The sequence below is a fragment of the Cricetibacter osteomyelitidis genome, from assembly GCF_004340985.1.
Classification (GTDB): Bacteria; Pseudomonadota; Gammaproteobacteria; order Enterobacterales; family Pasteurellaceae; genus Cricetibacter; species Cricetibacter osteomyelitidis.
This window is the reverse complement of the sequence record NZ_SLYB01000006.1, coordinates 26216-44264: the sequence shown is the minus strand read 5'-3', so window position 1 is coordinate 44264 and position 18049 is coordinate 26216. Positions and strand designations below refer to the sequence as shown.

Sequence of the window (18049 nt, the reverse complement as noted above, 5' to 3'; positions counted from 1 at the left end):
AGCAATTCATCGGTTTGCATCGGATACTCCTTGTTTTGATTCGCCGCCCGTCAGGTCGTCGGCATTTGTCAATTTCCAGCCAAATCCGACCGCTTGCGGTTTAGAAATTCACGTTCGGCTGTAACAGTTTCATCAGTTTTTCGTCGTGGAAATAACGCATTTGCGGATGGTTGTCCAACAACATTACTGCGCCGTTTTGACGGGTGTAGGCATCCCACTGCGGTAAGCCCGGTACGTTCGGGTTGCCTGTTTTGGCGAAGGCGACCCAAGCGCGGCTCATTTTATCGGCGAGGTCTTTGGCTTCGTCCCCGTTGCCGTGGGCGGTTTCAGTTAAGCTTAAGCTATTCATCACAAAGGGAATTTCCGCTGTGTGGTAAGACATTGCAAAGCCGCCTAAAATCGGGGTGTCCCAGTCAAACAGATATTGATACACCGGCGCGCCGTTTTGGTCGGCTTTCAGGCGTGCGGTTTTCATTGCAAACGGGCGTAGGAAGCTGTCTGCATATAAGGCATCTGCCGCTTTGCGTTCGGGGTAGGCGGCTTTAAAGGCTGCGGCTATCGCTTCTGCATTGCTGCCGTATTTTTGCTGCATTTTTTGTGCTACTTGCGCAGCGGTAAAGGTGTTGTGGTTGTCCGTTTGTGCCTTTGCCATATCGCCGAAATGGGCAAAAATGGTGTTCCATTCGGTCAGGTTCGAGCCGATTAACAGCGGAATGTCTTTGGCGATGGCAGGATATTGCTCGCCCACGGGTTCTTGCGGAATATAGCTGCCGTCGGTTACAGGTGCCCAGCTCAAGCCTGTGCCTGTACCCATTACATTCTTCAAGCCTTGTTCTTCGGCGGTTTGTTTGAGGGCTTTGGCACTTGCGGCGGCGATTTGTTCGTAAGGCAGGATGTTGAGTTTGGCAACTTCTTTACCGCTCAAGCCCAGATTCTGTAAGATCAGCTCGGCGACCCGTTTGGTGGTTTTCGGGGCAAGCAGGGTCATTCCCATTTGCTCCACCGCACCGCTTTGCACAATGGCTTTGTCAAACAAACCTTTGGCGGCAGGGGTTGCCATCAGGGTCAGCACTTTCGCACCGCCGCCGCTTTCGCCGAAAATGGTCACATTATCCGCATCGCCGCCGAAGGCCGCGGCATTGGTTTGCACCCATTTGAGCGCCGCCACCAAATCCTGTATGCCGTTGTTGGCGGAATGTTTGTACTCATCGCCATAAGCGGACAAATCCAAATACCCCATCGCATTCAAACGGTGGTTGACCGAAACCACCACCACATCTCCCGTGCGGCTCAGGTTTTCGCCGTCATAAGCATAGCTTTCAATGGACGAACCCGCTTCAAAACCGCCGCCGTGCAGCCACACCATCACAGGGCGTTTTTTGCCGTCATTTAAGGCAGGTGTCCACACGTTTAAATTCAAACAGTCATCGCTTTGCTGCAAATGCGGGCCTGAAAACATAAAGTTCGCCAACGGATTTTGTGCCGATTGCGGGCAGATATTGCCGTAGGTCAGCGCGGTACGGGTGTCTGCCCATTTCGCCACGGCTTGCGGCGCTTTAAAGCGCTCGGCGGTGGCATAGGGAATGCCTTTATAATTGAAAATCCCGTTATGCACAAAGCCCTGCACCTTGCCCGCTTGCGTATTTGCTACCGCTACATTCGGCTCAGCGACAACAGCATCATTGGTGGCAAAAGCGGTATTCAGCGAAAGGGAAAGTGCGGTCAAAACCAGTAATTTTTTCAGTTTCATCAGTTGCTCCTGTTTATTGCTCGATTGGGCTTATTATAGTGGATTTGATTTTACTGATAATACGGGGAAATCTTTATAGCGTTGTGAGTTTTTTTCAGGAATAAACGCAATTACCGTATTTTCATCGCCTCTTCCCAAAACACCACCGCTTTATCCAGCCAACCTTGCGCCGAAGTGTCCGTACCCAGTGCGAAGCCGTGTCCGAGGTTCGGATAGCGGTGGAAGGCGGTTTTGACACCTTGCTGTTTGAGGCGGTTGATACGGCGAGCCATTACGGAAGGCGGGGCGATGCCGTCGTATTCGCCCACGGCGACAAAAGTCGGCGGCTCGTTATTACTGGTGTCGGAATGTCCCGTATAGAGCATTACCACGGTTTGCGGGCGGGGAATTTGCGGATTGTTCACGCCGAAGCGCTGCACGCCGTGCGAGCCGATGTAGGCTGCCATTCGCGCGCTGGCGGATGCGCCCCACAGCGAATAGTGCCGCATATCAATTTTGAGTTTGGCTTGATTATCAAAGAGATAGATGATGGCATTGGCTAAATCTTCGGTTGCCGCCTGTGCGCCCACGCCTGCACGGTATTTTACCACCACGGCGTTATAGCCTTTTTTGCTGATGTTCCACGCCAGCGGAAAGGCTTCGTGCAGCGAGCCGACATATTGGAAACCGCTGCCTGCGGAAACCACGGCAGTAGGCGCGTTCGGCTTGCCGCGAAACAAAAACAACCCCGTATGCGGCACTTTGCCTTGATAAAAATCATAAAACACCTGCTCGCGGCTTTGGATCATCGCATTGAGCGGGGCGAGCATATCGGCAGTGTTGAAATGGCTGTGATAAGGCATCAGCTCACCGATACGGGCAAACGGCAGCGTGCGGTCGTAGCGGTCATTATCCCACGGCAGCAGTTTGTCGGCAAAGCCCTGCAATTTCGGGTGTGTCAGCACATCGCCGATGGTACTTTGAGCGTTCAGCAGCGGCGTTGAGGTATCGGCAAGGCTTGCTCCTGCTACGCCCAACGCTAAGCAGCCGCCCAGTATCTGTTTTCTCATCGTTATTTTCCTGCTTGATTGAGCCACGCCCGAATTTGGCGTTGCGCCTGCTTGAGCGTGTCGCCCTGCATGACAAAGCCTCTGCCTTCACGTTCGTTGCCACCTTTCAGCGACAAACCCGTTTTCACCTCCGCGCCTGTTGCCCGCTGCTTGATTTCTTCAAAACCGCTGCCCACGCCGTACCCTGCGTTGGTGTTGAGCGGCAGTAGGGTTTTGCCGTTGAGATTGTGGCGGCGTAAAAAGCTGCGGACGGGGGCGGGCAGGCTCATCGCCCAAGTGGGGAACACCAACACAATGCGGCGGTAGCGGCTGAGATCGGGCAGCGGCTTGATGGTCGGCAAAATGCCGTCTGAAATCTCTTTCGCCGCCTGATCGCGCATTTGCTGATAATTTTGCGGATAGGGCTTAACCGTCTCAATTGCTGCCAAAGTGCTGTCCGTCTCGCGGGCGATAAATTCCGCCAATGTTTTATTGTTGCCCGTGCGGGAAAGATACAGCACCAGCGTATCGTTTGGTTCGGCAGCCTGCGCGGTCAGATTCAAACCGCCGGCCAACAACAACGCCAAACCGCCCTGAATAAAACGGCGGCGGTTAAAAATGGGATATGTCATTATGTTCTCCTTTATGTGGAAGACAGTATAAAACGGCCGGATTGGGTTGATAATCCGCTAAAAATGCAATGGCTTAATGAGAAAAATTCAATAAAATGCCGCCTGAATTTCATTTTATTCGCAAGCTCACTCGTTCGCTTGGCTCACCCTTCGGGCCGTCGGCAGAGCCGACGTTCAAAAGCCTGCGGCTTTTGTCAGACGGCATTGTCTTTCTTGCAAGCGGTAGAATTTCCTGAAAAATCTACAAAATTTCCCAAAAACCGACCGCACTTGTGAGTGTGTTATTTAAGAAATTCATTGTTGCTCCTCTTATTTCTTTTCTTTATTCAGCCCGAATGTGGTTTGTTCGGTTTCTTCAAAGCCGCGATGACCGTGTACGGTACAAGCATTTAAGGCGGTTTCTAAGGCATTAAATTCTTCATCGGTCAGTTCGACATTCCAGCCACCTAAATTTTCCAAAATGCGTTCCAGATTTTTAGAACCCGGAATCGGTACGACATTCGGGTATTTGTGCAGCATCCAAGCTAAAGAAATTTGTGCATTTGTTGCATTTTTCTCTGCGGAGAATTTTGCCAGAATATCCAAAATCGGTTGATTGGCAGCGATGTTTTCTTGTGATAACTGCGGGACGAATTTACGTACGTCGTCTTCTTTTTCAAACTCAGTCGTCGCAGTGATTTTGCCTGATAGGAAACCGCTGGCGATCGGTGAAAACGGCACGACGGTGATATTATTTTCCAAACAGTAAGGAAATACTTCCTGCTCGCAGCCGCGTTCCAGCATTGAATAAAGATTTTGCACGGCGGTAACCGGTGTAATGGATTGGACTTTTTTCAAGGTACTTACGCCCACTTGCGACAAGCCCCATTCTTTAATCAAGCCTTCCTGTCTTAATTTGCCCATTGCTTCAGCCACATCTTCCACTGCAACATCATTATTCACTCGGTGCAAATAATACAAATCCACATAATCGGTTTGCAGATTCTTCATTGATTTTTCAAGATGTCGGCGAACGGCTTGATATATTGTGGCATTTTCGAGCTCTTCCTGATGCAGATGCAGTTTGGTTGCCAGTACGGTGTGTTGACGGAAATCTTTCACCGCTTTACCGAGCAGCAGTTCGTTATGTCCTGCAAAAAATTGTTCTCTACCGTAGACTTCTGCGGTATCAAAAAAATTGCAGCCGAATTCATAGGCTTGGCGGATGGCATTCAAGGCGTATTCTTCAGAAGGTGCTTTGCCATAGCCATGTGAAAAACCCATGCAACCCATACCGATAGGGGATACTGCCAATGACCCGATGTTTCTTTTTTTCATTTTAGACTCCTTAGACTCCGCTTTAATGATGAATCAATGAATGTATTTTAAGTCATTCATATTGGCGGCGTACATTACCGTTAATTTATGTTAGTATAAATAAAACGAATACTGAAACGAGGCAGAATAATGGAACTCACTCAATTAAAACAATTTGCAAAAATCGCCGAGCTCGGCAGTATCAGTGAAGCTGCCGAGCAGTTATATATTTCCCAGCCGGCGCTGAGTACGATGATTAAAAAGCTGGAAGCGGAGCTGGGCATTACTTTATTTGAACGCACCCGCAATAAAATCACGCTCAATCAGGCAGGCGGGCTGGCGTTGCGACACGCTCAAGGCATTTTGGCGCAAGAGGAAAAGATGAAAACCGAGTTACGCGGGTTTTCCCGCCGCGAGCATATTTTTAAGGTCGGTTTTTGCGATCCGGGGCCGATGTGGTATGCCGTGCCGAAATTTGCCTTGATGTTTCCCGAGCTGGAATTGCAGCCTAAACTGTACCAACCAGCTCAAAATACGGCGGAATTACTGCAAAGCGGGCAGTTTGACTTGCTGATTACCGCCGCAATGATTGAAGATAACAGATTGATTTGCCAGCCATTTATCGCCGACCGACTGCTATTGTCTATCGAAAGCAATGCCACTTTGCCAAGCGCTGAAACGGTTTCGCTCAAAGACATCGCCTTGTCAGAGCTGGCATTGTTTTATGTGGATGGCGCATTTTGGCGGCAGCAAACCGCATACTACCAAGAGATAGGAAAAACGACCAAAATCACCCGTTTTAATGATTTTTTCCTGTTTCAACAATATTTAAAAGACAGCCACGCAGCAACGGTCAGCACCGACATTGTGCAGCATTACCGCACCGACAGCGGCAACCGCCATTTCATCCCCATCACTGACCCCGAAGCGAATATTGACTACCATTTCGCCTACTTACCTGAGCAGCAAGCACGGCTCCAACCACTGATGCAATGGCTGGAATTTTGCCGTGCTGAAATCAAAAATGGCTAACAAACCGACCGCACTTTTCCGCTGCTTATTTCAAATTCCCGCCGAAAAACGCGGTTAATTTTTCCGTTGCTTGATTCACATACGGCTGTTTCCAGTAGGTTTCGATGTGGGTTGCGCCTTTGAGCAGGTACAGTTCTTTGTTTTGTGTGCCGCCGGCGTTGGCGAACACTTCTTCGGTCATATACAGGCTGTCCACCGTGCTGTTGGTTTGCGAATTAGGGTGGGCGTGGGTTTGGGCGTAGTATTCGTAGCCTTGGCGGTACATTTCAAACGGCAGGGCGGCGACTTGCTCGGCGGTCATGTTCGCCCCGAAAGACGGCGTGTATTGGATTTCACCGCCAGCCGCTTCTTGAGCGCGCACTTTGGCGATGTCGGCAAGGCGTTGTTGAATCGTATCTTTTTGCGAACGCATAAAGCCGCTGCGACGGGCATCGCCTGAGTTGAACATACTCAAAGTCGCCACCGCTTTAAAGCGTTTGTCGGTTTGCGCCGCTTTAATGGTGTAGCCGCCACCGCCGCAAATGCCCAACACGCCCAAGCGGTCGGCATCTACGCCTTTGAATTGGCTGATAAAATCCGCTGCGGCGCGAATGTCTTCAATGCGGTTTTGCGGTTTGTCGGTGTAACGTGGTTGTCCGCCGCTTGCCCCTTGGTACGCCGCATCAAAAGCGATGGTGATGTAGCCTTGTTCCGCCAATTTTTGCGCATACAAGCCAGCCACTTGCTCTTTCACGCCGCCGTTCGGGTGGGCGACCACGATGGCAGGGTATTTTTTCGCAGGATTGTAGTTTGCAGGCGTGTAAACATTTGCCGCCACCTCGACACCCGTTTGTTTTTGCGTATATTTCACAGGGTGGATATTCACTTTGCCTTGCACGTTTTCAGTGATGGCGTTGTCGTAAGTGAGCGTAAACGGATTGTTTTTGTAATCAGCTGCCATTGCATTACCTCCTAAAGTTGCGGCTAAAAGTGTGGCGAGTAGGGTAGTTTTAAACAGTTTCATCGGATTTGCCCTCTGTATTGATTGAATGGGCTTATTATAGGCTGGCATTATTTGCTGGATAAGATAGAATAATCGCAATACGCTTATGAGAAATATTCAGGAATAAAAGCGTATCGGCAATTTAAAACAGGATTTAAATTGCAGTAGATTTTTGGAGTTTTTCAAATATACTTGAAAAATATCTCTAATTTTTATAAAATTCAATTACGTTTGAATTTAATGGGCGGAATAATGCTAAATCGTGAAACTTATCTGCAATGGCTGATTGCGGTTAAAGACAATGAATTTGTGAAAGTGATTACCGGTGTCCGCCGCTCGGGGAAGTCGGTGATTTTGCAGCTATACCGCACTTATTTACAGCAACAAGGCATTAGTAGCAGCAATATTCTTTTCTATAATTTTGAACATCCCGACAACTTTTCTTTAACCGATCCAGTCGCCTTGTATGCGGATATTCAGCAAAAAGCGGCGGCAACAAGCGGTAAAATTTATTTTATTTTTGACGAAATTCAAGAAGTCCACGATTGGCAAAAACTGATCAACGGCTTGCGGGTGGCGTTTGATGCAGATATTTATATCACCGGCTCCAATGCCAATTTGTTATCGGGCGAGCTAGCGACCTATCTTGCCGGGCGTTATATCGAATTGCAGGTTTATCCGTTAAGTTTCAAAGAGTTTTGTGATTATCATCAGCAGCTTGCCTCGCCGCAGCTGCCTGAAGTGCTATTTCATAGCTATCTGAAATGGGGCGGTTTTCCCGTATTGCCTGCAATTGAAAATGAGCAGGTGAAGAAAGATATTCTGGACGGCATTTACAGCGGCATTGTGCTGAAAGACATCGCCGCCCGTGGCAATATACGGGAAATCAACCAGTTGGAACGGGTGATCGCCTATTTATTGGATACGCTCGGTTCGCCCGTGACGGTGAAAAAAATTGCCGATACCCTGACCAGTAATGGGCTGAAAACTAATTCCACCAGCATTGATAAATATATCCAATTGCTGAAAGCATCCTTTATTTTTTACGAAGCACAGCGTTACGACATTCGCGGCAAAGTGCGGTTGAAAACGCAGGCAAAATATTATGTGGTGGATACCGGCATCCGCAATAATGTATTGGCGCAAGTGGGAAATGTCGGCTCGCAACTGGAAAATATTATTTTTATCGAACTCAAGCGGCGCGGCTACGATGTGTTTGTGGGCAAGCTGGACAGCGAAGAAATTGATTTTGTCTGCTTTAAAGGCTCGGAAAAAATCTATATCCAAGTCGCTTACCAACTGCCACAAGACAACGACCTCGAGCAGCGGAATCTATTGCATATCAATGATAATTATCAAAAAATTATCCTTACGCTGAATCGAATGGATGTAGGTGTGATCGACGGCATTCCTGTTGTGTATGCTTTAGATTGGCTGCTGGCACAACCCGAATAAGCAACATTAAGGTAGGTATTCCGATGAACGACAACAAACAATTCAACGATCTTTACGCCTTTGTGCAGGTAGCGAGTCTCGGCAGTTTTACCCAAGCGGCGAAGGCGTTAAACGTGCAACCTTCCGCTTTGAGCCATCGGATGAGCGATTTGGAAAGCCGTCTGAAAATCAAGCTGCTCAATCGTACCACCAGAGCGGTTGCGACTACCGAAGCGGGGCAGCAGCTGTTGGAACGCATTGCGCCGATGTTCGGCAGTATTCAGCAGGAATTGAGTGCATTGGCGGATTACACCGACAAAATGAGCGGCAAAATCCGCATCAACTGCCCCGAACGGGTGGCAACGGATTTGATTTATCCGAAAATCGCGCCGTTTTTGGCGGAGAATCCCGACATCGAGCTAGAGGTGTATATCAACAATCTTTATTGCGACATCGTTGCCGAACGCTTCGATTTCGGCGTACGTTCGGGCAGCGATGTGGCACAGGATATGGTGGCGGTGCAGATTTCCGCTAAAAACACAATGGCGGTGGTTGCTTCGCCCGCTTATCTGGCGAAATTCGGCAAGCCGAACACACTGAAAGCACTTACCGACCACCGCTGTATTGTGATTGCCTTTAACCCCACATACCGCTTAAGCGAATGGGAATTTATCGAACAAAAACAAATCCATAAAATCAAAGTGCCTGAAAGTGTTATCTTTAATTCGGGCAACCTGGTCAAACAGGCTGCAATTAATGGCTTAGGGCTGGCGTGGCTGCCGATAAGCTCAATAGAAGCCGATTTGCAAGCGGGCAACTTGGTAGAAGTATTAAGCAAATCCGCCATCACCTACCCGCCGATGTATCTCTATTACCCGAGAAACAAACACAAAACTGCGGCTATGACGGCGTTGATTGAGCTGCTTAGGGTGTGAAAATTTTTATTCCGGTTAGTCATTTTTTTGCAATCCGAAATGCAAATACGTTCTTGATGTTGCAATTCGTCCACGGGGGGTACGCTGTAAAAAACCTTGTTGAATTAAATACGGTTCTAAAACATCTTCAATCGTATCTCGCTCTTCACCGATTGCTGCTGCAAGGTTATCTAATCCGACCGGACCGCCGTCAAAACGCTCAATAACCGCACTTAATAATTTGCGATCCATAAAATCAAAACCGGCATGATCCACATCCAACATTGTCAAGGCGGATTTAGCAATGTTCTCTGAAATCACACTGCCGTTTTTCACATCTGCGTAATCCCGCACTCGGCGCAACAAACGGTTGGCAATACGCGGTGTTCCTCGAGAACGACGGGCAATTTCATGAGCGGCATTTTCTGAAATTTCCAGATTCAAGCAATTCGCACTGCGGGTAACAATAGAAGTTAAATCATCTACAGAATAAAATTCTAACCGTTGCACGATACCGAAACGATCACGCAAGGGGGAAGTTAAAGAACCTGCACGGGTTGTGGCACCGACCAAGGTAAATGGCGGTAAATCTAATTTAATGGAACGTGCCGCGGGGCCTTCGCCAATCATAATATCCAGCTGATAGTCTTCCATAGCAGGATACAGCACTTCCTCAATGGCCGGTGATAAACGGTGGATTTCATCAATGAACAGCACATCATAAGGTTCAAGATTAGTGAGCATTGCTGCTAAATCACCCGCTTTTTCCAATACAGGTCCCGAAGTTGTGCGAATATTTACCCCCATTTCATTGGCGACAATATTTGCTAACGTGGTTTTCCCCAGTCCCGGCGGACCGAAAATCAATAGATGATCCAGAGCATCCTGGCGTAATTTTGCCGCTTTGATAAAAATTTTCATTTGTTCGCGCACTTGGGGTTGTCCCACATAGTCGGCTAACAATTTCGGACGAATCGCACGATCAACATATTCATCGTCTAATTTCGCACCGGCACTGATTATTCTGTCTGCTTCAATCATATTTTTTTTTATTTAATGGGTGACGGTTACAATGCGGCTTTTAAGGCTTCGCGAATAAGTTGTTCACTGCTCATTTCTGCTTTATGGATTTTCTTCACCATTTTTTCGGCATCAGTCGGCTTATAACCCAAGGCGGTCAACGCAGCGACTGCTTCATCAGCCGGATTATCAGGATTTTCCACCGCACTTTGCGATTGCGGAATATGGTTACTTTCCACAAAGAAGTCGGCTTGTACTGTACCTTTAAATTTGCCTTTTAACTCCACCAACAAACGTTCGGCAGTTTTCTTACCGACTCCCGGAATTTTTACCAATTTGGATAATTCTTCCCGTTCAATAGCATAAGCAAATTCAGCTACCGACATTGCCGATAAAATCGCCAGTGCCAATTTTGGTCCAACACCATTGGTTTTAATCAGCTCACGGAATAAAGTGCGGTCAGATTTATGGGAAAATCCGAATAATAAATGAGCATCTTCACGCACAATCAAATGTGTAAACAACATCACTTGCTGCCCGATTTCAGGCAAATTGTAAAAACTGGTCATAGGTAATAACAATTCATAACCTACGCCCTGTATATCCAACAAAATTTCCGGTGGCTGTTTTTCCAATAACACGCCTGATAATCGACCAATCATAAAAAACACCTGTACAATGGGCGTTTATTACCCACTATTTGATTTAATAAAAATTAATATACGTATAATAGAACAAAACTGTATGAATAACCAGTTTATTTTTAGATTTTTAATCGAAACCGTCCGCGGCTGTATCGGGTTTTCAAAAGTGCGGTCATTTTTTCCTGAGTTTCTGTGGATTTGGCAGAGGTTATCACGTGTAATGAATGTTGAATATTATGGGCGTGGGTGATGGCTATCGCTAGTGCATCGGCGGCATCCGCTTGCGGTTCGGCAGAAAGATTAAGAATTTTAGTGACCATATGTTGCACCTGTTTTTTATCGGCGGAACCAATACCGACCACAGTTTGCTTTACAAGCCGTGCGGCATATTCAAACACCGGCACACCCTGATTAGCCGCAGCCACAATAGCCGTACCGCGTGCCTGACCGAGTTTGAGTGCAGAATCGGCATTTTTTGCCATAAACACTTGTTCAATCGCAAACATTTCCGGTTGGAATTGCGTAATGATTTCAGTGACACCGGCATATACCCGCTTTAAGCGGGTAGGTAAATCCTCCACTTGCGTACGAATTGCACCGCTGCCAAGGTATTCCAAACGTCGTCCACTCTGGCGAATCACGCCATAGCCGGTAACGCGAGAACCGGGATCTATTCCTAAAATAATTGCCATGTTAATTCCAAAAAAATGGCTAGAATTCCTAGCCATTTTCTTTATGCTTAAATTATTTAGCTAATTTAGCCGTTGCTTTTTTATTGATATTACAAACTTTCGCCTGAATTTCATCAGAATCTTTGGTTGAACGATAAATATTAATCAATCGTTGAACTTCTACCGTATCCAATGAAAGCGGGTTTTCTACATTTAAGACATAATCGCCAGAAACAAAAGAAGCACTGTCTGCGTTGATGTCATTACGCATAAAAGTTTCACCCAATGATTTTTTATTTAACATCACCGTTGCACTCACGGCTTTTTGATCTGCAAAAGTGTAATTGATTACAACATGTTTTTTACCGATACAATTATACGCAATGGCTTTTTCCGTCATTTTTGGTTGAACTTCAAGTGCTTTTGCATCTTCTTTCATTGCTGCCGTTGAGCAAGCCGATATTACCGTAGCGGCTAAGATTGCGGGAAGTAATTTGATTAATTTCATAAAAATCTCCTATCTGATTGAAATAATTACAACAACGCTGCTACTTCATCACTGATTTCACCATTATGATAGACGTTTTGCACATCATCACAATCTTCTAACATTTCAATCAGGCGAAGAAGTTTAGGCGCAGTCTCTGCATCTAAATCTACGGAGGTAGATGGAATCATTGTAACATCGGCTTCTTGAATTTTAAAGCCTGCTTTTTCAATAGCATCACGCACATTGCCTAAATCTTCCCAAGCCGTATAAATTTCAAAACTTCCGTCGTCTTGCGGTTGAATATCATCTGCACCCGCTTCAATCGCAGCATCGGTTAATGCCTCTTCGTCCGCACTTTCAATTAAGATCAACCCTTTTTTGCTGAACAAATAACCAACCGAGCCTTCAGTACCTAAGTTACCGCCGCATTTGGTAAAACTCGGACGTACTTGAGAGATGGTACGGTTAGCGTTATCGGACAAACATTCTACCATCACTGCTGTGCCGCCCGGACCATAACCTTCATAGATTTTGGTTTCCATATTGGTATCATCACCACCGCCTACGCCGCGTTCGATAGCACGGTTGATGGTATCACGTGTCATATTGGAAGCTAATGCTTTATCCACTGCCGCACGTAAACGCGGGTTTGAGCTGACATCGCCGCCACCGATTTTTGCCGCAGTGACTAACTCACGAATTAATTTTGTAAAGATTTTACCGCGTTGTGCATCCTGTGCCGCTTTACGGTGTTTAATATTAGCCCACTTACTATGACCTGCCATTGTTAAATTTCCTCTTTTAATATAAATTGGCGAATCGCCGACGCATTATTCGGCGATTTCGTTAAGGCTGCCGCATTGCGTGGCGGTAACCATTGATATTTCAAATGTTCCGTTAAATTGACCGCACTTTCCCCTTCCACCGGTAATAAAAACCAATGTTCCAGACAATGTGTCACATTAGGTGCGTATTTATACCGAAAATGTGGGAAAATTTCAAATTTAACTTGTGTGTTGCAATCAAAAAGTGTGGTGGTTTTTAGCCCGGTTTCTTCAAAAACTTCCCGTATTGCGGTTTGTCTCGGCGTTTCTCCAATCGCAAGCGACCCCGTCACTGACTGCCAAAAATCCGGATCGTCTTTGCGCTGCAACATCAACACATTGCCACTGGATTTAGCATAAATTACCACTAAGACGGATTCGGGATTTTTGTATTGCATTTCATCTCATCATATAATCGTTCATATTTATAAATTACATCACCATCATTAGATTTTATTTCTAATTTATTTTGCTTTGCAGTAGCAATATGCATGATATCAAAATTATATTTATCTATCTTTTTCTGATTTCCATCAATATTAGGTTGATAACGTTCAGGATATTTTTGTCGTTCAAAACGGACAATATCTGTTGCAATCGCACTTATTCTTTCATCAATATCTAAATTTTTTAACAAATCTAAAATTGCTTTTGCTGTACTATATTGCCTATTTTCATCAATGATCTTATAAAATCGCAAAACTTCGTGTTTAATTAATGGTGTCGTATAAAGCAGCGTATTTTCATCTTGTAATAGCTCCTCAAGTTGAATTCTCTCTTGGCTTTGAGCATCGTTAATCGCTGACACTAAAATATTTGTATCCAATAATATTTTTTTTATAGTCATTGCATTACCCTTTACTTCTGAGTAACTCTAAAATCTGAGATTTTTTAGCTGTTTGATCGCTAGGTTGAGCATCGTTTATTTTCAAAGCGTTAACATCTGTATTAAATGCTTCGAATAACAAATCTATTAGCGATGAATCGGCTGGATTCTTAATCTCTTTATTCGTAACACAATCATTCTCTCTTACTAAACGATATGCTTTGCCAACTACCATCTGAGAAAGAACTAGTGATGAATGTGTTGCAATTATGAAAGTGGTATTAGGGAATACTTTACTTAGCAAAGGTAAAATTTTTGATTGCCAACTAATATGTAAATGGCTTTCGATTTCATCAATTAATACTATACCTTCAACTTCTTCAATTTTTGTACTATTGGTAAAATATGAATAGCCTGAAATAATAGTTTGTACTATTTTTAGTAAGGAGGCAAATCCACTACTCAATTCATTTAAACGGCGTCTTTCTCCACCAATATTCAAGGATACTGATTTTCCTCCATGTAATATGATAGGTTTTGTTTCTGAGGTTAATGGTGAATTATCAATACGTTCATCAATTTGGTGTAAAATGTTAAGCACAGAAGTAATCTCAATGAAGCGATTATCCTCTTCGCTAGCAAGAATATTTCCTGATAATATTCGTTGTACAAACCACTCTTCAATGGAAATATTATCGCTATTACCCGTTAAACTGCTAAATACTTTTGAAAAATATTCTGTCTTACGCTCTTCAAATTCTCCTAATGGTTTCACTGAGTCTAAATTGCCGGATGATATTTTTCCTCTATTTAATGCAGAAATAAAAACAACTGGTAACTCATGTATCTTTTTTATTTGGTTAACCCAAATAGCTGCTTTATTTTCTATATGTGGTTTAGAATCTACTAACGACTCCTCAAATGAGAGCTGTTTTTCAAATATTATTTCGTCATGGTTATACTTATGACTTGAGAATAATAATTCCTGAAATAGGCATTCTAATGCTTTGGTTTTTCCAACCCCATTATTTCCTATAAACACGTTCATTTTAGCTTCATCAAAGGTAAGGGATAATTTATTAATTCCTTTTACACCTAAGAATTCTATTTTCTTAAATGGTAGCATCAAATCTTCCTCATTTTGGATATATAAAATGAATATCTGCCAACGAAATACTAAAAATGCGGTCAATATAACCGCACTTTTATTCGTTAATCTTTTTGAACCACTTCAATCCCTAATTCACCCAACGCCTGAGGATTCGCAAAGCTCGGTGCTTCGGTCATCAAGCACGCTGCTGCGGTAGTTTTCGGGAAGGCGATGACATCACGGATATTGTCGGTGCCGGTAAGTAACATGGTTAAACGGTCTAAACCAAAGGCAAGACCTGCGTGCGGCGGTGTGCCGAATTTTAAGGCATCAAGTAAGAAGCCGAATTTTTCACGTTGATCTTGTTCATTAATGCCTAAAATGCGGAACACGGTTTGCTGCATTTTCGGATCGAAAATACGCACGGAACCGCCGCCCACTTCGTAGCCGTTGATCACCATATCATAAGCATTTGCCACCGCTGCTGTCGGATCCGCTTCTAATTGCTCAGGCATAAAATTTTTCGGTGAGGTGAACGGATGGTGCATTGCGGCAAGATTGCCATCTTCATCACGTTCGAACATCGGGAAATCAACCACCCATAGCGGTTGCCATTCCTCTAAACGGGTTAAGCCTAAATCACGGCCAAGTTTCAAACGTAACGCACCGAGTGAATCTGTAACCACATTCCAGTTGCCTGAGCCGAAGAATAAAATATCGCCTGTTTGTGCAGAAGTGCGGTCTAAAATCGCTTTAATTGTGGCTTCGTCTAAAAATTTAGCGATTGGGCTTTGAACGCCCTCTAAACCTGCGTTAATGTCGTTCACCTTCACCCATGCCAAGCCTTTTGCTCCATAGATACCAACAAATTGCGTATATTCATCAATTTGTTTACGAGTAATCGTCGCACCATTGGGCACTCGAATTACAGCAACTCGACCATTTTTGTTATTTGCAGGTTCTTTAAATACATTAAATTCCACATGACGGACTAAATCACAAATACTTTGAATTTCCAATGGGTTACGTAAATCCGGTTTATCGGAACCAAAACGCTCCATGGCATCTTTCCAGGTCATTGTTGGAAATTGACCAAGATCTACACCAAGGGTATTCAACCACAAGCCGTGAATCATTTCTTCCATCACCGCACGCACTTCTTCCGCCGTCATAAAAGAAGTTTCCACATCGATTTGGGTAAATTCGGGCTGGCGATCTGCACGTAAATCTTCATCGCGGAAACATTTCACGATTTGATAATAACGATCAAAACCTGACATCATCAGCAATTGTTTGAATAATTGCGGTGATTGTGGCAATGCATAGAATTTGCCTTTATGCACACGGCTCGGCACTAAATAGTCACGCGCACCTTCAGGGGTCGCCTTAGTAAGCATTGGGGTTTCAATATCAAGGAAGCCGTGATCGTCCATAAAACGACGCACAAAACTGGTGATTTTAGCACGAGTTTTTAAACGCTGTGCCATTTCCGGACGACGCAAATCCAAATAACGGTATTTTAAGCGTTGTTCTTCGGTGTTATTTTGGTTGAAATCCAGAGGCAATACATCGGCTGCGTTATAGACTTTCAGTGCTTTCGCCAATACTTCTACTTCACCCGTTGCCATATTTTTATTGATTTGATTGTCAGGGCGGGCAATCACTTCACCTTTGATTTGAATACAAAATTCGTTACGTAAGCTGCTTGCGGCATTCAACGCGTCCTGATATTTCGGATCAAAACACACCTGCACAATACCTTTTACATCACGCATATCAATAAAAATCAAACCGCCTAAATCACGGCGTTTATTCACCCAGCCGCTTAATGTCACTTCTTTGCCGATATGTTCGCGGTTTAACGCACCGCAATAATGAGAACGCATCATTTTATGTTCCTTAAATTTATCTGAAAATTAACTGATGAATTATAACGGAAATTTGAACGAGGTTAAAACATTATTTAAAAAATCAAATTGCAGATAAAATGTACAAAAATACCACAATTCGCCCTATTTTTTCCTATTAAAATTTACAAACGTAAAAATCCTTGTTAGCATTCCCCCACTTTAAAATAAAACACGCAAGGAGAGCTTATGTTTACTATTAATTTTTTATTTATCATTATATTAGCAATTCGTTTTTATTCACTTTCCATTTCTATTAAGAATGAAAAAATGCTGATTCAACAAGGTGCAATACAGTACGGCAAAAAAGTTTCAACGTTATTATCCGCAGTCCATATTATTTTCTATCTTTCTGCCATCACAGAAGCCAATATTAATCAAATAGGTTTCAACAGTTATGCTCCCATCGGTTTGGCTATTTTGATTTTTGCTTTGTTTATGTTGTTCTATGTCATTTCGGCATTAAAAGGAATTTGGACGGTTAAGTTGTATATTTTGCCTGAACATCGTATCAATCAGTCATTTTTATTTAAGTATGTTCGTCATCCTAATTATTTTTTAAATATCATTCCTGAGCTCATCGGTTTATGTTTATTTTGTCATGCCAAATATACCGCATTGATTGGGCTGCCGATTTATCTTATTATTTTAGGCATTCGTATCAAACAAGAAGAACAAGCGATGGCACACTTGCGCTAACTATTTGTAAAAGGTTTACCCAATGATCAAAGATACCATTTTCTCAGCTCCCATCGAAAAACTCGGTGATTTTACCTTTGATGAAAATGTGGCGGAAGTCTTTCCCGATATGATCCAACGATCTATCCCCGGTTATTCCAATATCATCACTGCGATTGGTATGCTTGCAGAACGTTTTGTCATGCCAAATAGCAATGTTTATGATCTCGGCTGTTCACGCGGTGCGGCAGCGTTATCTGTCCGTCGCAATATTCATCAACCTAACGTTAAAATTATCGGCGTAGACAATTCCCAGCCTATGGTAGAACGTTGCCGTCAACATATTGCCGCATACAGCAGCGATGTGCCCGTAGAAATTTTGTGTGATGATATTCGCACGGTCGAAATCAAAAATGCGTCTATGGTTATTTTGAATTTCACCTTACAATTTGTGCCACCGGAAGAACGCACGGCATTGCTCGAAAAAATCTATCACGGTTTAAATCCCAATGGTGTGCTGGTGTTATCCGAAAAATATCGCTTTGATGATCAGCAAATCAATGAATTATTGATTGATTTGCACCATCAATTCAAACGAGCTAACGGCTATAGCGAATTAGAAGTCAGCCAAAAACGCACCGCACTTGAGAATGTCATGCGCACAGACAGCATTAATTTTCAAAAAGTGCGGTTAAAAAACATAGGTTTTTCGCATGTGGAAATATGGTTTCAATGTTTTAATTTTGGATCGATGATTGCGGTGAAATAAGAGAATATGACTTAGCCAAGTATAGATATAATTTGTTTTTCTATTGAATTTGTAATCTTGCT

The 18049-nt window shown here is 44.1% G+C and carries 19 protein-coding genes; 5 read left to right on the top strand and 14 right to left on the bottom strand.

Annotation, left to right across the window (positions count from 1 at the left end):
* Positions 1-100: 100 nt before the first annotated feature.
* The 4 genes from EDC44_RS04150 to EDC44_RS04135 all read right to left on the bottom strand — a co-directional run bounded on the left by EDC44_RS04150 (position 101) and on the right by EDC44_RS04135 (position 4727).
* Positions 101-1750 carry a carboxylesterase/lipase family protein gene (locus EDC44_RS04150; RefSeq protein ID WP_131975695.1) on the bottom strand — a complete coding sequence of 550 codons (1650 nt, stop codon included), beginning with the start codon at positions 1748-1750 and terminating at the stop codon, positions 101-103.
* 110 nt (positions 1751-1860) lie between these two features.
* Positions 1861-2799 carry an alpha/beta hydrolase gene (locus EDC44_RS04145; RefSeq protein WP_131975693.1) on the bottom strand — a complete coding sequence of 313 codons (939 nt, stop codon included), beginning with the start codon at positions 2797-2799 and terminating at the stop codon, positions 1861-1863.
* Positions 2800-2801: 2 nt separating this feature from the next.
* Complete coding sequence (locus EDC44_RS04140) at positions 2802-3410, bottom strand: flavodoxin (protein WP_131975691.1); 609 nt, start codon at positions 3408-3410, stop codon at positions 2802-2804.
* 309 nt (positions 3411-3719) lie between these two features.
* Positions 3720-4727 carry an aldo/keto reductase gene (locus EDC44_RS04135; protein ID WP_131975689.1) on the bottom strand — a complete coding sequence of 336 codons (1008 nt, stop codon included), beginning with the start codon at positions 4725-4727 and terminating at the stop codon, positions 3720-3722.
* A gap of 129 nt (positions 4728-4856) precedes the next feature.
* Here EDC44_RS04135 and EDC44_RS04130 point away from each other — a divergent pair, with 129 nt between their 5' ends.
* On the top strand, positions 4857-5738 hold the full coding sequence (locus tag EDC44_RS04130) for a LysR family transcriptional regulator (protein ID WP_131975687.1): 882 nt from the start codon (positions 4857-4859) through the stop codon (positions 5736-5738).
* Positions 5739-5763: 25 nt separating this feature from the next.
* Here the strand turns inward: EDC44_RS04130 and EDC44_RS04125 are convergent, their stop codons facing one another.
* On the bottom strand, positions 5764-6741 hold the full coding sequence (locus EDC44_RS04125) for an alpha/beta hydrolase (protein WP_131975685.1): 978 nt from the start codon (positions 6739-6741) through the stop codon (positions 5764-5766).
* Positions 6742-6972: 231 nt separating this feature from the next.
* Here EDC44_RS04125 and EDC44_RS04120 point away from each other — a divergent pair, with 231 nt between their 5' ends.
* Together EDC44_RS04120 and EDC44_RS04115 are read left to right on the top strand one after the other, a co-directional pair.
* The gene (locus tag EDC44_RS04120; RefSeq protein WP_243647896.1) at positions 6973-8175 is read left to right on the top strand and encodes an ATP-binding protein; all 1203 of its coding nucleotides are present in this window, start codon (positions 6973-6975) and stop codon (positions 8173-8175) included.
* A 23-nt stretch (positions 8176-8198) separates the two neighbouring features.
* Complete coding sequence (locus tag EDC44_RS04115) at positions 8199-9089, top strand: LysR family transcriptional regulator (protein ID WP_131975683.1); 891 nt, start codon at positions 8199-8201, stop codon at positions 9087-9089.
* 15 nt (positions 9090-9104) lie between these two features.
* On the opposite strand, the gene ruvB is transcribed toward EDC44_RS04115, so the two are convergent.
* From ruvB to aspS, 9 genes are all read right to left on the bottom strand, one after another.
* On the bottom strand, positions 9105-10109 hold the full coding sequence (gene ruvB, locus EDC44_RS04110) for a Holliday junction branch migration DNA helicase RuvB (protein ID WP_131975681.1): 1005 nt from the start codon (positions 10107-10109) through the stop codon (positions 9105-9107).
* Positions 10110-10135: 26 nt separating this feature from the next.
* Entirely contained in the window at positions 10136-10750 is a 615-nt protein-coding gene (gene ruvA, locus EDC44_RS04105) for a Holliday junction branch migration protein RuvA (protein ID WP_131975679.1), read from the bottom strand.
* A gap of 101 nt (positions 10751-10851) precedes the next feature.
* A complete protein-coding gene (gene ruvC, locus EDC44_RS04100) occupies positions 10852-11424 on the bottom strand; it encodes a crossover junction endodeoxyribonuclease RuvC (protein ID WP_131975678.1) in 573 nt (190 codons plus the stop codon).
* 52 nt (positions 11425-11476) lie between these two features.
* Entirely contained in the window at positions 11477-11911 is a 435-nt protein-coding gene (locus tag EDC44_RS04095) for a hypothetical protein (RefSeq protein ID WP_131975676.1), read from the bottom strand.
* 26 nt (positions 11912-11937) lie between these two features.
* Positions 11938-12678, bottom strand: a complete 741-nt coding sequence (locus EDC44_RS04090; protein ID WP_131975674.1) for a YebC/PmpR family DNA-binding transcriptional regulator — start codon at positions 12676-12678, stop codon at positions 11938-11940.
* Positions 12679-12680: 2 nt separating this feature from the next.
* Positions 12681-13115 carry a dihydroneopterin triphosphate diphosphatase gene (nudB, locus tag EDC44_RS04085; RefSeq protein WP_131975672.1) on the bottom strand — a complete coding sequence of 145 codons (435 nt, stop codon included), beginning with the start codon at positions 13113-13115 and terminating at the stop codon, positions 12681-12683.
* Entirely contained in the window at positions 13085-13564 is a 480-nt protein-coding gene (locus tag EDC44_RS04080; protein WP_131975670.1) for a type II toxin-antitoxin system VapC family toxin, read from the bottom strand. Before EDC44_RS04080 ends, nudB begins: the two co-directional genes overlap by 31 nt.
* Positions 13565-13568: 4 nt before the next feature.
* Positions 13569-14669 (bottom strand): AAA family ATPase, encoded by a 1101-nt coding sequence (locus EDC44_RS04075; RefSeq protein ID WP_131975668.1) that lies wholly within the window; start codon positions 14667-14669, stop codon positions 13569-13571.
* A gap of 86 nt (positions 14670-14755) precedes the next feature.
* A complete protein-coding gene (aspS, locus tag EDC44_RS04070; RefSeq protein ID WP_131975666.1) occupies positions 14756-16522 on the bottom strand; it encodes an aspartate--tRNA ligase in 1767 nt (588 codons plus the stop codon).
* Between the two features lie 207 nt (positions 16523-16729).
* Here aspS and EDC44_RS04065 point away from each other — a divergent pair, with 207 nt between their 5' ends.
* Both EDC44_RS04065 and cmoA read left to right on the top strand, forming a co-directional pair.
* A complete protein-coding gene (locus EDC44_RS04065; RefSeq protein ID WP_131975664.1) occupies positions 16730-17239 on the top strand; it encodes an isoprenylcysteine carboxyl methyltransferase family protein in 510 nt (169 codons plus the stop codon).
* A gap of 22 nt (positions 17240-17261) precedes the next feature.
* Complete coding sequence (cmoA, locus tag EDC44_RS04060; protein WP_131975662.1) at positions 17262-17987, top strand: carboxy-S-adenosyl-L-methionine synthase CmoA; 726 nt, start codon at positions 17262-17264, stop codon at positions 17985-17987.
* Positions 17988-18049 lie beyond the last annotated feature (62 nt).

Coding starts and splice junctions, on each gene's coding strand:
- EDC44_RS04115 (WP_131975683.1), top strand. CDS start 8,199: ATGAACGACAACAAACAATTCAACGATCTTTACGCCTTTGTGCAGGTA.
- aspS (WP_131975666.1), bottom strand. CDS start 16,522: ATGATGCGTTCTCATTATTGCGGTGCGTTAAACCGCGAACATATCGGC.
- EDC44_RS04150 (WP_131975695.1), bottom strand. CDS start 1,750: ATGAAACTGAAAAAATTACTGGTTTTGACCGCACTTTCCCTTTCGCTG.
- EDC44_RS04135 (WP_131975689.1), bottom strand. CDS start 4,727: ATGAAAAAAAGAAACATCGGGTCATTGGCAGTATCCCCTATCGGTATG.
- EDC44_RS04125 (WP_131975685.1), bottom strand. CDS start 6,741: ATGAAACTGTTTAAAACTACCCTACTCGCCACACTTTTAGCCGCAACT.
- EDC44_RS04130 (WP_131975687.1), top strand. CDS start 4,857: ATGGAACTCACTCAATTAAAACAATTTGCAAAAATCGCCGAGCTCGGC.
- EDC44_RS04080 (WP_131975670.1), bottom strand. CDS start 13,564: ATGACTATAAAAAAAATATTATTGGATACAAATATTTTAGTGTCAGCG.
- EDC44_RS04075 (WP_131975668.1), bottom strand. CDS start 14,669: ATGCTACCATTTAAGAAAATAGAATTCTTAGGTGTAAAAGGAATTAAT.
- EDC44_RS04065 (WP_131975664.1), top strand. CDS start 16,730: ATGTTTACTATTAATTTTTTATTTATCATTATATTAGCAATTCGTTTT.
- ruvC (WP_131975678.1), bottom strand. CDS start 11,424: ATGGCAATTATTTTAGGAATAGATCCCGGTTCTCGCGTTACCGGCTAT.
- EDC44_RS04145 (WP_131975693.1), bottom strand. CDS start 2,799: ATGAGAAAACAGATACTGGGCGGCTGCTTAGCGTTGGGCGTAGCAGGA.
- EDC44_RS04095 (WP_131975676.1), bottom strand. CDS start 11,911: ATGAAATTAATCAAATTACTTCCCGCAATCTTAGCCGCTACGGTAATA.
- ruvB (WP_131975681.1), bottom strand. CDS start 10,109: ATGATTGAAGCAGACAGAATAATCAGTGCCGGTGCGAAATTAGACGAT.
- nudB (WP_131975672.1), bottom strand. CDS start 13,115: ATGCAATACAAAAATCCCGAATCCGTCTTAGTGGTAATTTATGCTAAA.
- cmoA (WP_131975662.1), top strand. CDS start 17,262: ATGATCAAAGATACCATTTTCTCAGCTCCCATCGAAAAACTCGGTGAT.
- ruvA (WP_131975679.1), bottom strand. CDS start 10,750: ATGATTGGTCGATTATCAGGCGTGTTATTGGAAAAACAGCCACCGGAA.
- EDC44_RS04140 (WP_131975691.1), bottom strand. CDS start 3,410: ATGACATATCCCATTTTTAACCGCCGCCGTTTTATTCAGGGCGGTTTG.
- EDC44_RS04090 (WP_131975674.1), bottom strand. CDS start 12,678: ATGGCAGGTCATAGTAAGTGGGCTAATATTAAACACCGTAAAGCGGCA.
- EDC44_RS04120 (WP_243647896.1), top strand. CDS start 6,973: ATGCTAAATCGTGAAACTTATCTGCAATGGCTGATTGCGGTTAAAGAC.